The 15,658-nt window shown below is 41.3% G+C and carries 10 protein-coding genes; 8 read left to right on the top strand and 2 right to left on the bottom strand.

Going from position 1 to position 15,658, the window contains the following annotated elements; translation table 11 throughout:
- Positions 1-179 precede the first annotated feature (179 nt).
- Positions 180-1,394 (bottom strand): nicotinate phosphoribosyltransferase, encoded by a 1,215-nt coding sequence (pncB, locus tag SC428_RS07260; protein WP_283125457.1) that lies wholly within the window; start codon positions 1,392-1,394, stop codon positions 180-182.
- A gap of 560 nt (positions 1,395-1,954) precedes the next feature.
- Between pncB and pepN the strand changes: the two genes are divergently transcribed.
- From pepN to SC428_RS07245, 3 genes are all read left to right on the top strand, one after another.
- Positions 1,955-4,573, top strand: coding sequence for an aminopeptidase N (pepN, locus tag SC428_RS07255; RefSeq protein WP_318706624.1), 2,619 nt, complete (start codon positions 1,955-1,957; stop codon positions 4,571-4,573).
- A gap of 294 nt (positions 4,574-4,867) precedes the next feature.
- The gene (gene pyrD / locus SC428_RS07250) at positions 4,868-5,878 is read left to right on the top strand and encodes a quinone-dependent dihydroorotate dehydrogenase (protein ID WP_140186255.1); all 1,011 of its coding nucleotides are present in this window, start codon (positions 4,868-4,870) and stop codon (positions 5,876-5,878) included.
- A 276-nt stretch (positions 5,879-6,154) separates the two neighbouring features.
- On the top strand, positions 6,155-6,700 hold the full coding sequence (locus tag SC428_RS07245) for a cell division protein ZapC (protein WP_070924875.1): 546 nt from the start codon (positions 6,155-6,157) through the stop codon (positions 6,698-6,700).
- Between the two features lie 94 nt (positions 6,701-6,794).
- Here SC428_RS07245 and SC428_RS07240 read toward each other — a convergent pair whose 3' ends face one another.
- The gene (locus SC428_RS07240; RefSeq protein ID WP_070924874.1) at positions 6,795-7,907 is read right to left on the bottom strand and encodes a YcbX family protein; all 1,113 of its coding nucleotides are present in this window, start codon (positions 7,905-7,907) and stop codon (positions 6,795-6,797) included.
- A gap of 99 nt (positions 7,908-8,006) precedes the next feature.
- Here SC428_RS07240 and rlmKL point away from each other — a divergent pair, with 99 nt between their 5' ends.
- The 5 genes from rlmKL to pqiC are packed head-to-tail and all read left to right on the top strand — an operon-like array spanning position 8,007 to position 15,547.
- Positions 8,007-10,115 (top strand): bifunctional 23S rRNA (guanine(2069)-N(7))-methyltransferase RlmK/23S rRNA (guanine(2445)-N(2))-methyltransferase RlmL, encoded by a 2,109-nt coding sequence (rlmKL, locus tag SC428_RS07235; RefSeq protein WP_318706621.1) that lies wholly within the window; start codon positions 8,007-8,009, stop codon positions 10,113-10,115.
- Positions 10,116-10,127: 12 nt separating this feature from the next.
- Positions 10,128-12,035 (top strand): ABC transporter ATP-binding protein, encoded by a 1,908-nt coding sequence (locus SC428_RS07230; protein WP_070924873.1) that lies wholly within the window; start codon positions 10,128-10,130, stop codon positions 12,033-12,035.
- A 34-nt stretch (positions 12,036-12,069) separates the two neighbouring features.
- Positions 12,070-13,344: a membrane integrity-associated transporter subunit PqiA gene (gene pqiA / locus SC428_RS07225; RefSeq protein WP_140180697.1), complete on the top strand. Its 1,275-nt coding sequence runs from the start codon at positions 12,070-12,072 to the stop codon at positions 13,342-13,344.
- Positions 13,341-14,990, top strand: coding sequence for an intermembrane transport protein PqiB (pqiB, locus tag SC428_RS07220; protein WP_140180695.1), 1,650 nt, complete (start codon positions 13,341-13,343; stop codon positions 14,988-14,990). The genes pqiA and pqiB overlap by 4 nt, the downstream gene beginning before the upstream one ends.
- Entirely contained in the window at positions 14,990-15,547 is a 558-nt protein-coding gene (gene pqiC / locus SC428_RS07215) for a membrane integrity-associated transporter subunit PqiC (RefSeq protein ID WP_070924871.1), read from the top strand. The genes pqiB and pqiC overlap by 1 nt, the downstream gene beginning before the upstream one ends.
- The last annotated feature ends 111 nt before the right edge of the window (positions 15,548-15,658 follow it).

Raw genomic sequence — 15,658 nt, 5'->3', positions numbered from 1 at the left:
TACTTGCAGTGGTGCAGGAAACAAGTAAAAAATCGCGACTTTTGCACTATCTTTTACACTATAGAGGAACCAACAGGTTTAGCTATAACCTAATTCATATCTGAATAGCAAGAAGAAGTCTATTTTTGTGTGATGCCTAGATGGCAGGAAGAGGCATCACACAAGGAAGAAAAAAAGAATTAACAGGCTTTTTCCATTTTTGGTAGGTCAAATGCTTTACGTAGCTGATTGACGAACTCATCATCTTCACAAATGGTTTTACCTGGGCTATCAGAAAGTTTAGCGACGGGTTTGCCATTACACTCAACCAATTTAATGACGATATTCAATGGAATAACGCCGGGTATATTGCAGGTTAATCGCGTGCCAATACCAAACACCAGATTGATGCGTTTGTGGAAATAACGATAAAGCTCTAAGGATTTTTGCAGATCAAGGCTATCGGAAAATACCAAGGTTTTGCTCATCGGATCGATACCCAACTTTTCATAATGAGCAATCGCTTTTTCTCCCCATTCAATAGGATCACCTGAATCATGGCGTAATCCTTGGTAGCGCTTCGCAAAATCGGCATCAAAGTCGCGCAAGAACGCATCCATGGTGATACAGTCGGTTAAAGCAATACCAAGTTGGTCTGGGTATTCATCAAGCCAACTCTGTAAAGCTGCAATTTGGCTATTGGCTAACTCAGGGCTAATTTGTTGGTGAGCTTGGAACCATTCATGTGCTTGTGTCCCGACAGGGGAGAGTCCAAGTTCATGAGCTAACTTATAGTTACTTGTGCCAACAAGGTAAGGGAATTCCTTTTTGAGCAGTGACACGATCGCGGATTGTACATCATATGAAAAGCGACGACGGGTGCCAAAGTCCATTAATTTGAAACGGCTGAGGTCGATATGATCCTCTTCCGCTTGGCTATAAAACACTGTAAGTAATTTTTTCAGTTGTTTTACAGCATCATCCGCAGTAATTTGCGGATGTCTATCGCGTTGAACAATTTCACTGACGAGAGCTAGTAGGGGAACTTCCCACATAATCACTTCGACCCATGGGCCACTGATGCGAATAGCTAATTGCCCATCATCAGTGGTCGAGATATCGACTTGCTCTGGTTTGAAATGGAATTGTTTCAGCCATGTGAGGTAGTCCTCTTTAAAGAAAGGTAGGCTACTTAAGTAATGGAACTCTTCCTTGGTTAGGGAGAGGTCTGCCATTAATTGCACTTGTTGGCGGATTTCATTGGCATAGGTGCCTAAAATTTCACTACTACGGCAACGGAACTCGGCAACAACCGGAACTTGGCTGTAATGGTGAAACACGGCCTGCTGCATATGAAGCTTATAAGCATCAGTGTCGAGCAGTGATGTAATAATCGGGGTAGCGTCTAGATTCATGGCGCGCAGGCGTCCTCGCGGAGCTATCTACTTATTAGCTAAATCGTTAAAGTTGGAAAAGTATACCCATTTTGCTAGAAGATAGAAGTCAAATTGATCATTCATTGCTGGTATCGCATTTCCAATTTCTTACCCAAACGATAATATTATTTAATAAACGTTAATATATACATATTGGGCCATTAAAGTATGAAATGATACTAACACGTAATTTTCTATTTAACAGCGTTATAGCATCAACGAACAAACCAATTTTTAACAATTGTTGATACTAGAGTCTAGAAATGATGAGTCATGCAGAAAATGGTTTTTAAAAGCCAGATCATAGGCAAGAGAGCTGTAGCAGCGTATAGTATGAAAACTCGTTATACTTCAAGTTGCAGTACTTTTTAAAGCATCGTTTTAAAGCGCAGTGACTAAGTTCACCCACATTAGCCACCGTGTTTGCTATGCTCCTAGCGACTTATTCACTGCTCGCCTAGCTGCATCTCGAATTATTGAGAGTATAAAAAACAAAGAGAAAACTACGATATCGAATTTACGAATTAAAAAGGTTACTTATGACCCAGTTGCGACAAGCGAAATATCGTCAGGACTATCAAGCCCCTGATTACACCATCTCAGAAATTGACCTTGATTTTAATCTCGATCCTGCAAAAACAGTTGTCACGGCAGTGAGCCAAGTCAAACGACTGAATGCGAACTCTTCCACGCTTGAGCTTCATGGTGAAGATTTGCAATTAATCAGTGTTGAAGTAAATGGTCATGCATGGGCAGATTATCAAGAACAAGATAGTAAATTGGTGCTGTCATCGTTGCCTGAATCCTTTACTCTGCGTATTGTTAATGAAATTAGTCCTGAAAAAAATACCGCATTAGAAGGGTTATATGTTTCTGGTGATGCACTGTGTACTCAGTGTGAAGCGGAAGGCTTTCGTCATATCACCTATTATTTAGATCGCCCTGATGTGTTAGCACGTTACACGACTACAATTACGGCGGATCGACAACGCTATCCTTATTTATTATCAAATGGTAACCGCATTGCGGATGGCATATTAGAAGATGGCCGCCATTGGGTAAAATGGCAAGATCCATTCCCAAAACCAAGTTATTTGTTTGCGTTAGTCGCAGGGGATTTTGATGTTCTTAGGGATACCTTTGTTACACGTACTGGCCGCGAAGTGGCGCTTGAACTATTTGTTGATAAAGGCAATCTTGACCGTGCTCCATGGGCTATGCAATCGCTAAAAAATGCCATGAAGTGGGATGAAGAGCGTTTTGGCCTTGAATATGACCTTGATATTTATATGATTGTTGCCGTTGACTTCTTTAATATGGGGGCAATGGAAAACAAAGGGCTAAATGTTTTCAACTCAAAATATGTACTCGCTAAAAATGAAACAGCGACAGACAAAGATTATTTAAATATTGAATCTGTTATTGGTCATGAATATTTCCACAATTGGACTGGTAACCGCATTACTTGTCGTGATTGGTTCCAATTAAGTCTTAAAGAAGGGTTAACCGTTTTCCGTGATCAAGAGTTTAGTTCCGATTTGGGATCTCGCTCGGTTAATCGGATTAATAACGTTAAAGTGATGCGAGCGGCTCAGTTTGCTGAAGATGCTAGCCCAATGGCCCATCCAATTCGTCCTGAAAAAGTGATCGAAATGAACAACTTCTATACGTTAACGGTATATGAAAAAGGTTCTGAAGTGATCCGCATGATCCACACGCTATTAGGCGAAGAGATGTTCCAAGCAGGGATACAGTTATATGTTCATCGCCATGATGGCAGCGCAGCGACCTGTGATGATTTTGTGCAGGCAATGGAAGATGCCTCGAATGTCGATCTTTCTCTATTCCGTCGTTGGTATAGCCAATCAGGTACGCCAATTCTTACTGTTCGCGATGAATATTTCCCAGAAAAACAGCAATATGTCTTGCATGTCAGTCAGATGACCCCGCCAACCGCGGATCAATCAGAGAAACATCCATTACATATTCCATTAGATATCGAACTGTATGGTGAAGATGGCGAGGTTATTCCATTACAACATCTCGGTAGTCCAGTAAACTCGGTTTTAAATATCACCCAAGAGTCACAAAGTTTTACGTTTGATGAAGTCACGAGTCGTCCCGTGCCTTCTCTGCTACGTGAGTTTTCAGCACCAGTAAAATTGGACTATCCATACCGTGATGAGCAACTGGCATTTTTAATGCAGTACGCCAGCAATGAATTTTCTCGTTGGGATGCTGCTCAGCAATTGATTAGTAATTATGTGAAGATCAATGTCGAGCATTATCAAGCTGGCAAAACACTGATATTGCCTGAGCATGTCATTGATGCGTTTAGAGCTGTTCTACTGAGCGATAATATTGATCCTGCTTTAGCGGCGTTGATTTTAACTTTGCCTTCCGAAAATGAGATGGCGGAGTCTTTCCAAATCATCGACCCAGATGCGATTCATGCTGTTGCTGATTTTATTGCTCACCAATTAGCGGTAGGAATGGCTGATGAGTTTTTAGCGGTTTATCAGTCAATCCAAATTGATGGTTACCGTGTTGATCATCAAGATATTGCTAAACGTGCTTTACGTAATGTGTGCTTGCAATACATTGCGGCAGGGGATGATCAACCACTCGCAGATAAACTTGTCTCTAAACAGTTCTATGGTGCAGATAATATGACAGATTCATTAGCGGCATTGACCGCAGCGAGTGAATCTCAATTGCCATGTTTAGCTGAGTTAATGGCTGAGTTTGATGAACGCTGGCATCATGATGGCTTGGTCATGGATAAATGGTTTACCTTGCAAGGCAGTCGTCCAGCTGCTGATGTGCTGGAAACAGTGCGTAGCCTGTTAAATCACCGCTCTTTCACCATGAGTAACCCAAACCGAGTCCGTTCATTGGTTGGTGCATTTACTTCAGGTAATCCAGCGGCATTCCATGCACTGGATGGTAGTGGTTATCAGTTCTTGTATGAAATCTTAGTCGATCTAAATACGCGTAATCCACAGGTGGCTTCACGACTGATTGAGCCTCTGATCCGTTTGAAGCGTTTTGATGAAAAACGCCAAAACTTGATGCGCAATACTTTAGAACAGCTAAAAGGTCTAGATAATCTTTCTGGTGATCTATTTGAAAAAGTCACTAAAGCGCTTGAGAGCTAAAGTCGTTTAATTGCGCGCTGATATCAAACACCCCTGAGAAATTTCTCAGGGGTGTTTTCTTTTTAATCAATTCGATAATGTTGAGATGAAGATCAAGGGTATGTGGCGATTCGATTGCTTAATTCATAATAAATTGATCTTTTCATAGATTAAACAGGCTTAGATAGGGTAATCTATGTCGCGTTTTATCGGATGAAAATGTATCCCTGTTAAAATAGCCTCGGCAAATTAAATTTTGGCGGGTGTTTTGACGCGCGGAGCATTGTGTCTTTAATCGCTAATAGGTTATCAGATATGCTATATCACCTTGCCCGCAAGGCTCTATTCCAGTTTGATCCAGAAAAAGCCCATGAACTGACTTTTCGCCAGCTTCAGCGTTTGAATAATTCCCCTTTTAAATGTCTTCTGCGCCAATCTGTCGCAACTAAACCCGTTCAATGTATGGGGCTTTCATTTAAAAACCCACTTGGGTTAGCCGCCGGTTTAGATAAAGATGGTGAGTGCATTGATGCTTTTGGTGCCATGGGTTTTGGTTTTGTTGAGATTGGCACTGTGACGCCTCGTCCTCAATCAGGTAATGATAAACCTCGATTATTCAGGCTTGTAGAGGCTGAAGGGTTGATCAACCGTATGGGATTTAATAATAAGGGTGTAGATAACCTTGTTGAGAATGTTAAAAAATCAACTTACGGTGGCGTAATTGGAATTAATATTGGTAAGAATAAAGATACGCCAGTTGAACAAGGAAAAGATGATTATTTAATTTGCATGGATAAGGTTTATAGCCATGCAGGTTACATCGCAATTAATATTTCATCGCCGAATACACCGGGTTTACGTACATTACAATATGGTGAAGCATTAGATGATTTATTAAGTGGAATTAAGCAAAAGCAATTGGAATTACAATCAAAATACCAAAAATATGTTCCTGTTGCAGTCAAAGTTGCACCTGATTTAACCGAAGAAGAAATAATACAAGTGACCGACAGTTTGGTTCGCCATAATATTGATGGTGTTATCGCGACAAATACCACTTTAGACCGTTCTTTAGTGCAAGGGTTAAATCATTGCAACGAGGCGGGGGGATTAAGTGGGCGTCCAGTGCAGCTTAAAAGCACCGAAGTGATCCGGATAATTTCTCGTGAGTTAAATGGCCAATTACCAATTATTGGTGTGGGTGGAATTGATTCATTAACTTCAGCTAGAGAAAAAATGGAAGCAGGGGCTTCATTAATCCAAATTTATTCAGGTTTTATATATCATGGGCCAAAATTAATAAAAGATATTGTGAACCATATATAGTTAACTGTAAATTTACCTAAAGGGGGCTTTATTTGTGCCCCCTTTTCTTTTATATTGATATAGAGTCGATATTTTATACTCACAATAGTTCAAGTTAGGGTATGGCAAGTTAGATTTAGAATAGTAGTATTAAGTATACGTTGAAGACGCTTGATAACATTCATAGCCTCTATGTTTCAACATACCATTATTTATGTTTAGCTGTACCTCAAATTATTTAGAGTATATGCAGTTATAAAATATTTTTTACTGATACATCAAAAAAAGGGTTCGTATATGAAAATAAAACCCGATGATCACTGGCGGTGGTATTTTGATCATGACCATGATCGGGTGATGTTAGATCTCGCCAATGGCATGATATTTCGCTCATGTTTTCCAGCAAAAATGTTAACTGCGTTTGCGCGTACTGAAATGCCTTTTAGTATTGAGGATGCTGGTGAGTTTTATATATTCGATGAGCAAGCGAAAAGGCTAAATCTGTCAAATGAAGAACGAGCAGAATTAGTTTTAAATAGCTTGGTCGCCTTTCGCTTTTTAAAACCACAAATGCCAAAGAGTTGGTATTTTTCGTCCTATCATGACATCACTGAGCCTGCTCAAGGTCAACTTATTCAAGTCTGTTTAGAAAACACCAGCAATATTGCCACTTTTATTATTGCTGAAGCAGGCGCATCGGCGAGTTTATGTTTACTCGCAGAGTCACAATTAGAATTACCAGATCGCACATTACGCTTTTGTGATCCTATTAAGATCATGAACGATCGCATGATGCAATATAAACGTAAGCCTAGCGGGCTAGTTTATGGCAAAGTAATGTAATAGATCACTCATGATCGAATTGTATTTTTTTAGATTTTATAAGATCAATAAAACCATCATTAAAATAATAATTAATTTATGATGGTTCTTGGATTTATTTTAAAGATAATTTAATTGCACTTTTGGGTACACAACTGCATGCTAATATATAGCCATTATCTTTAATTGCACTTTGTTTTAACGGTGTCACTTCACCTTCAATGAGTTTTATTTGGCATTTACCACAAATTCCTGCGCGACATGAATAAGGTAGCGATACTCCTTTTGATTCGAGCTGCTCAAGGATAACTTCTTGATTATTTCCTTCATATTCTTGATGCTCAAAAGTTACTGTTACCGTACTTAGCGGTGTTGCTGCTACAGGATCAGCATCAGTTTCTCTTTGCCTCGGTATATATTGATTGGGTTGTTTTGTCTCAAGTACCGTCACCTTATCGCCAACACGTATAACCCCCGTATTATTGATAATCACATTCTGCCCAAAATCAACATCGCCATTTTCTTGAGTACGAAAGGTTTGCAAAGTGGCTAATGGTTCACTATTTGGGTGTTTGATGCCTTTTTCTGGGCTAACGGTTGTTAGAATACAACGACTACATGAACGATCTAAGGTAAACACAACGTCACCGATCTGGATTGTTTTCCACGTATCTTCTTCGAAAGGCTTGGCTCCCGTGATGATCAAATTACCGCGAAATTGCTCTAGTTTGACACTGGCGGGGCAACGTCTTTGTAATTCTTGCACTGAAGCTTCATTGATCAATAAAAATGGATAGCCATCAGCAAAAGACATTGGCACTTCAGGCATAGTTTTGACACGACGTGATAGTTGAGGGCTTAACCAGCGAAGTTGTACGGGCTCATCAAAGTAGCCACTTAACCAAGTATTAATGGCTTCTGGGGCTATCAGTGCATGAAAATGATTGCCCCAAACTTCAGTTGGACTCTGATTCTGATCAAAGTCCTGATACAATACCGTCACACTTTCACCATCTGGCGCTTTGAGATACAGACCATTATTTAACATTGCTGGTGTAAATAGTAACATTTGCGGGTATTTTCTTGCGGTGATGAATTTACCTTCAGGTGTTGTTACCATAAAATTACGGTCAAATATTAGCCCGCTAGTATCTGCGTAGGCATGGGATAGACGGATCCCTCTCATAGACTTGACTGGGTGTGTATAAAGGCGCGAAAGCGTTATCATTTTTTAATCCTTATAATTGTTGCTGAGCAACTTTATGACAAGTGCATAAGATTAGCTATAATGCGCAACAATTTTTCATCCAAATTGGTAAAAAATACTATGAATTCTCTGTTTGCCAGCACAGCTCGTGGCCTAGAAGAACTACTGAAATCTGAATTAGAGGCTCTGGGCGCTAGCCAGTGCAAAATTGCACAAGGGGGCGTTCATTTTCAGGCTGATGAACGGGTGATGTATCAGAGTCTGCTGTGGAGCAGGCTGGCATCCCGTATCTTATTACCATTGAATGAGTTTGATGTTTATAGCGACTTAGATCTGTACCTAGGTGTGCAGGCTATCGATTGGACAGAAATTTTTTCTGTCGATGATACTTTTTCAGTTCATTTTAGCGGAACCAACGAAGAAATTCGTAATAGCCAATATGGGGCATTAAAAGTCAAAGATGCGATTGTCGATTGTTTTGTTCGCAAAATTGATCAGCGTCCTGATGTAGCGCGTCAGCAACCCGATATTCGTGTGAACGTTTATTTAAATAAAGAAAAAGCTAGCGTTGCACTCGATCTTAGCGGTGATTCATTACATATTCGTGGTTATCGTGATCTAGCGGGGCAAGCGCCATTAAAAGAAAACTTAGCCGCGGCGATTATTAACCGTTCGGGTTGGCAAAAAGGCACACCATTGGTCGATCCTATGTGTGGTTCAGGAACATTAGTGATTGAAGCGGCAATGATAGCGGCTGATAGGGCTCCGGGTCTACATCGCGAGCACTGGGGGTTCTATGCATGGTCAAAATATAATCCTGAACTTTGGCGCGAGCTGACCACTGAGGCGCAAGTCCGTTTTCGCCAAGGCTTGAAAGAAACCACTTCACGTTTTTATGGTTTTGATATAGATAAGCGTGTTCTCGATATGGCACGTGCTAACGCACGTAGAGCTGGTGTACAGGAGCTGGTTAGCTTTAATCAAGGCGATGCAGCAATGCTGGAAAACCCAGTCACAGCGGAAGTAACAGGGACCATTCTTAGCAATCCACCTTACGGTGAGCGCTTAGAAAGTGAGCCTGCACTGATTGCTTTGCATAGCCAATTAGGCAGAGTTGTTAAAGCGCGCTTTCCGGGGTGGCGTTTATCTATCTTTAGTGCTTCACCTGAATTATTAAGCTGCTTACAATTACGTTCTGAACGCGAATTTAAAGCGAAAAATGGTCCGTTGGATTGCGTACAAAAAAATTACCTATTAGCTGAAACACCATCAGATACTGTCGGTGAAATCTCACCCGATTTTGCCAATAGGCTACGTAAAAACCATAAAAAACTGAGTAAATGGGCGAAACAGCAAGGTATTGACTGCTATCGCGTTTACGATGCTGACTTACCTGAATATAACGTTGCCGTTGATATTTATGGTGAGAAAGTGGTGGTTCAGGAATATGCTCCACCCAAAACAGTGGACGAACGCAAAGCACGCCAGCGCCTATTTGATGTGATCACCGCAACGATGAATGTGTTACAACTTTCATCGAACCAATTGATTTTAAAAACACGTCAGCGTCAAAAGGGTAAACAGCAATATGAAAAATTGGCTCAGAAAGATGATTTCTTTTTAGTCAATGAATATAACGCAAAAATGTTGGTTAACCTGACAGACTACTTGGATACAGGGCTGTTTTTGGATCATCGTATTGCTCGTCGTATGTTAGGGCAAATGAGTCACGCTAAGGACTTCTTAAACTTATTCTGTTACACAGGATCTGCGACGGTACATGCAGGGCTCGGTGGCGCGAAGAGTACCACTTCTGTTGATATGTCACGTACCTACTTAGAATGGGCTGAAAAGAACTTACAGGCGAATGGGTTAACGGGACGTCAGCATCGATTGATCCAAGCTGATTGTTTGAATTGGTTAGCGAATAGCAATGAGCAGTTTGATCTGATTTTCATTGATCCACCAACGTTTTCTAATTCAAAACGTATGGATGGTACTTTTGATGTACAGCGTGACCATATTCAGTTGATCACACATTTAAAACGTTTGTTACGTAAAGGGGGAACTGTCATGTTTTCCAATAACAAGCGTGGTTTTAAAATGGATCTCGCAGCACTCACTGAGTTAGGGCTACAAGCAGAAGAAATTACCGCCAAAACTCGCTCAGAAGATTTTGCTCGAAACCGTCAGATTCATAACTGCTGGCTAATTCGCCATGCAGCGTAAAGGATAATATCAATGGCTTTAATTAATTTATCAGGTGCATACCTTGCGTTTAGCGATGCGCCTTTGTTGGATAACACTGAACTTCATATTGAAGAAAACGAACGCGTTTGTTTAGTGGGTCGTAATGGTGCAGGTAAATCGACGCTAATGCGAGTGTTGACGAAAGAGCAGCCATTGGATGATGGACAACTTCTTTATCAACAAGATTTGATTGTGGCACGCTTACAGCAAGATCCTCCTCGTAACGTTGAAGGGACTATTTTTGATTTTGTAGCAGAAGGTGTTGCAGAGCAAGCGGGTTACCTTAAAGACTACCATCATGTTTCTAAATTGGTTGAAGAAGATCCAAGCGAAAAGAATTTAAATAAACTGGCTGAATTGCAAGATGTGCTTGATAACCTAAATCTATGGTTATTGGACGCGCGTATTAGCGACGTGTTAAAAAAGCTTGATCTACCTGCGGATGCACAGCTTTCTTCATTATCAGGAGGTTGGTTGCGTAAAGCGGCGTTAGGCCGTGCTTTAGTCAGTAACCCACGCGTGTTATTCCTTGATGAGCCGACTAACCACTTGGATATCGAAACCATTTTGTGGTTAGAAAACTTTTTGAAAGATTTCCAAGGTAGTATTGTTTTTATTTCCCATGACCGCTCATTTATTCGCAATATGGCAACACGTATTGTTGACCTTGACCGAGGAAAGCTGATGTCTTGGCCGGGTAACTACGACAATTATCTGATTGCGAAAGAAGAAGCACTGCGTGTTGAAGAGATGCAAAATGCAGAATTCGATCGTAAGTTAGCTCAAGAAGAAGCGTGGATCCGTCAAGGTATTAAAGCAAGACGTACGCGCAATGAAGGCCGCGTTCGTGCGTTAAAAGCATTGCGTGTTGAGCGTTCAGAGCGTCGAGAAGTATTAGGCAGCGCCAAAATGCAGGTAGAAGAAGCGGCTCGTTCAGGCAAAATTGTTTTTGAACTAGAAAACGTTAACTACCAAATTAATGATAAAGTGCTAGTTAAAGACTTTAGTGCACAAGTTTTGCGCGGTGACAAAATTGCATTAGTCGGGCCAAATGGTTGTGGTAAAACCACGTTACTCAAGCTGATGTTAGGTGATTTAAAGGCGAGTAGCGGTAGAGTGCATTGTGGAACTAAATTAGAGGTTGCTTATTTTGATCAACATCGCGCGGCGCTCGATCCTGATAAGACGGTGATGGATAACCTTGCGGAAGGTAAGCAAGAGGTGATGGTAAATGGTAAACCTCGCCATGTACTCGGTTATCTGCAAGACTTTATGTTCCCACCAAAAAGAGCCATGACCCCAGTTCGCGCATTGTCAGGTGGAGAACGTAATAGGTTATTGTTGGCTCGATTATTTTTAAAGCCAAGTAACTTACTTATTCTTGATGAACCGACCAACGACCTTGATGTTGAGACACTAGAGCTACTCGAAGAGTTGGTGGATAGCTATCAAGGTACTGTTTTATTAGTTAGCCATGACCGTGAGTTTGTTGATAATAGCGTCACAGAATGCTGGATTTTTGAAGGCAATGGTGTGATCAACCGCTATGCAGGGGGGTATTTTGATGCCCAGCAACAAAAAGCACAAACCGTTAGTTTGAAAAATTCACAACCAAGTAAAATAGCGGACGAAGAGAAATTGCCGAAAGGAAAAGAACCTTCAAAGCGAAATAATAAGATAAGCTATCATTTACTACGTGAACTAGAACAATTACCATCGAAGCTGGAACAACTTGAAGGTGAAATTGAAGCACTGCAAAATTTGGTTGGTGATGCAGACTTCTTTAATCAGCCTCATGATGTGACCGAAAAAACCTTGAGTGCATTGGCTCAAAAAGAGCAAGAGTTAGAACAAGCATTCGACCGTTGGCAAGAGCTGGAACTATTAAAGAACGGATAGTTCTCACACTAGGAAATAAAAGGGGCGGATCACCTTGTGCTCTCATGAGTCTCACGAACATGTGTTATGTACACAGTGTGACATGCTTGTTGCGGTGCCTGAATTAGAACAGGGCACCAAAGCAACCTGTCCACGTTGCCATACGACGCTTGTTTCAAAGTGGCGATATCCGTATAAGCAACCTGCTGCATATGCATTTAGCGCATTAATAATGCTGCTGATTGCTTGCCTGTTCCCATTTGTCAAAATGGGGGCGGCAGGTATTGAAAATGAAATCTCACTTTTTCAGATTATTGAGATCATCTCTACCACTCGTTATAGCGGGTTAGCGTTATTTTTCTTATTCTTTTCATTAGTGATCCCTGCGTTTTGTATGGTCACTATCATACTGCTAGGGCTCCAAGTACACATCCCTAAGGGTCTCAAAGTTGGGATGAGCCGCATATTGTTCCAAATGAAATCATGGTGCATGGCGGAAATCTTTTTAGCGGGTGTATTAGTTAGCTTTGTTAAATTGATTGCTTATGGTGATATCGGTGTTGGATTGAGCTTTTTGCCATATTGTTTATTTTGTATGCTGCAAGTTAGGGCATTTCAATGTCTTGATAGGCACTGGTTATGGAATAAAATTGAAGCGGCTCCAAAACTGAATCAAAAACTGGAGGTAGGCAAAACAGGTATTAGCCAAAACTTAAGACTCTGTTTGGTTTGTACTGCTATTTTACCTGCTGAACAATCGCAATGCCCGCGCTGTCATGCACGAGGCCACGTACGTAGACATCAGAGCATACAGTGGACAGTTGCTCTGTTGTTGACTTCATTCCTCCTTTATATCCCTGCAAATGTGTTACCCGTTATGACAACACATATGTTAGGCAGTGATATGGATTCTACTATTATGGATGGGGTGATTTTATTGTGGAGTGATGGTTCATATCCTGTCGCATTAATTATTTTTATTGCCAGTATTATGGTTCCATCGCTCAAAATGATCGGTATTGCATGGTTATGCCTTGATTCACAAGGCTATGGTAATCGAGACCCACATCGTATGCATTTTATTTACGAACTCGTGGAATATGTGGGGCGCTGGTCAATGATTGACGTTTTTGTGATTACCATTTTGGCCGCACTGGTTCAAATGGGCCAATTGATGAGTATAGTCCCTGCACAGGGCGTTATTTTCTTCGGTGTCGTCGTTATTTTAACGATGTTTGCTGCGATGACCTTTGATCCTCGATTGACATGGGATCGCTGCGAAAAGAAAAATGCGGTAAAAGCTGTTGAACAAGAAGGAGCCATTGGGTGAGTGAACATGAAGCACCACAGGCGAATGCCAAAGTCAGTAAACTGAAAAGTTGGTCACCTGTTTGGGTGATCCCCATTGTCACTGTATTAATCGGTGCGTGGATCCTTTTTTATCACTTTAGCCATCAAGGGCCTGAAGTTACGTTAATTACCTCTAATGCGGAAGGCATTGAAGCAGGTAAAACTAAAATTAAGAGCCGCAGTGTGGATATCGGTATTGTTGAAAGCGTGACGCTAGATGACAATTTTAGCCGAGTAGTGATCAAAGCACGCCTCAATAGTGATATGAAAGATTTGCTGCGTACAGACTCTGCTTTCTGGATTGTTAAACCAACGATTGGCCGTGAAGGTGTATCAGGGCTGGGAACCTTGCTTTCAGGGGTTTTCATTGAGTTACAACCGGGAAATGCGACAAAAGAGCACAGTGAGTTTACCTTATTAGATGCCCCACCTTTAGCGTCCCCTGATGCGAAGGGGATCCGTGTCGTATTAGTGAGCGATAGGGCTGGGCAACTAAATGCAGGTGATCCTGTATTATTTAGAGGCTATCGCGTTGGTTCGGTTGAAACGAGCGACTTTGATATGAAAAATCGCGATATGCGTTATCAACTCTTTATCAATGCGCCTTATGACAAATTGATTAGCTCAAATGTCCGCTTTTGGAAAGACAGTGGGATTGCATTTGATATGTCATCACAAGGGATCCACGTTGAGCTAGGCTCAATTACTACGCTATTAACTGGTGGTGTGAGCTTTGACGTTCCGCAAGGTTGGGTTCCAGGTGAAGGAGTTAAAGAAAATACAGAATTTAAACTTTTTGATAATCAAAGTAGTATCCAAAATTCCCTGTATACCGAGTATCAAGACTTTGTCCTGTTCTTCTCGGACTCAGTCCGTGGGCTCCAACCGGGTGCACCCGTCGAGTTCCGTGGGATCCGTTTAGGTACCGTGGCACAAGTCCCGTTTTATACCGAAGGGCTTGACCAGAAGTTAGATAATGACTTCCGTATCCCTGTATTGATCCACATCGAACCAGAACGTTTCGCTAAAGACGTTGGTGCTGATTTCAATCTAAAAAATGAACTGAAATTGGCAATGAAAGATGGATTAAGGGCTTCATTAAAATCAGGGAACTTACTCACTGGAGCGTTGTTTGTTGACCTTGATTTCGTACCTAATGTGCCTGAATACAAAGGACCAGATAAGATTGCTGGCTATAAAATTATTCCTACTACTAGCGGTGGCTTAGCGCAAATTCAGCAGAAAGTGATTTCTGTATTGGATAAAGTCAATAGCATGCCAATTGAGCCAATGTTGAATCAAACAACACAAACGTTAGCTGAAGGGCAAAAAACCATTAAAGAAGCGCAGGTCATGCTCTCAGAGCTAAATAAAGTGATGGGTAGCAAAGAATTCCAAAACTTGCCGCAAGATCTGCAAAAGACCTTAAATGAGATGAACCGTGCAATGCAAGGGTTCCAGCCGGGGTCTCCTGCTTATAATAAGATGGTTGATAATATGCAGCGCTTAGATCAGGTTCTAAGAGAAGTTCAGCCATTATTGCGTACTTTGAATAATAAGAGTAATGCATTGGTATTCGAAGCTGAGCCAACGAAAGATCCTGTACCTAAAGGAGTGAAAAAATAATGCGATATTTGGTATCGATATTGGTTTTAATGCTGGCGGCTTGTAGCAGCACCCCTGAAAAAATGTATTACCAATTGCCGGTGAAAGCACCGGCAACACAAGCAGCGGTAATCATGGGGCAGCAAAACCAAGTTTGGTTACAGCGAGTGATGTTAGCGGATGTTTTGACATCGAATGGTATCACTTACCAAACCTCAGATGTGAGCTACAATAATGCCAGCTCTCATTTATGGGCTAGCCCCTTAGAACAGCAACTTGGCCAAACTATGGTAAGTGAACTCTCTTCAGCATTGCCAGGGCGTTTGGTGTCATTACAGCCATTGCAAAATTCGCCAGATATACTGGATATTACGTTAACCAGTTTCAATGGACGTTATGATGGCAAAGTGCTAGTTCAGGGATTCTGGACATTATCGCATGGTAAAGAAGTCGTTCGTCGTAATTTTGATATTCAATTAGAACAAAAAGAAGATGGTTACCCTGAATTAGTCCGCACTTTAGCCAGTGGGTGGCAGCAAGTTGCTGATGAAATAGCGAAAGAGGTTAGCAAATTGTAATCAAGACCTAATGCTATCTTCTGAATCATTTAAGATGTAGCAGTGCGACAAGTGAGCGAGTCGTTAGAAGTCTAATAACAATGTGTGGCGCGATGAGTATCACCTCTTATA

Source organism: Providencia sp. 2023EL-00965, assembly GCF_033550225.1.
Taxonomy (GTDB): domain Bacteria; phylum Pseudomonadota; class Gammaproteobacteria; order Enterobacterales; family Enterobacteriaceae; genus Providencia; species Providencia manganoxydans.
This window is presented reverse-complemented; position numbering and strand designations above follow the sequence as displayed.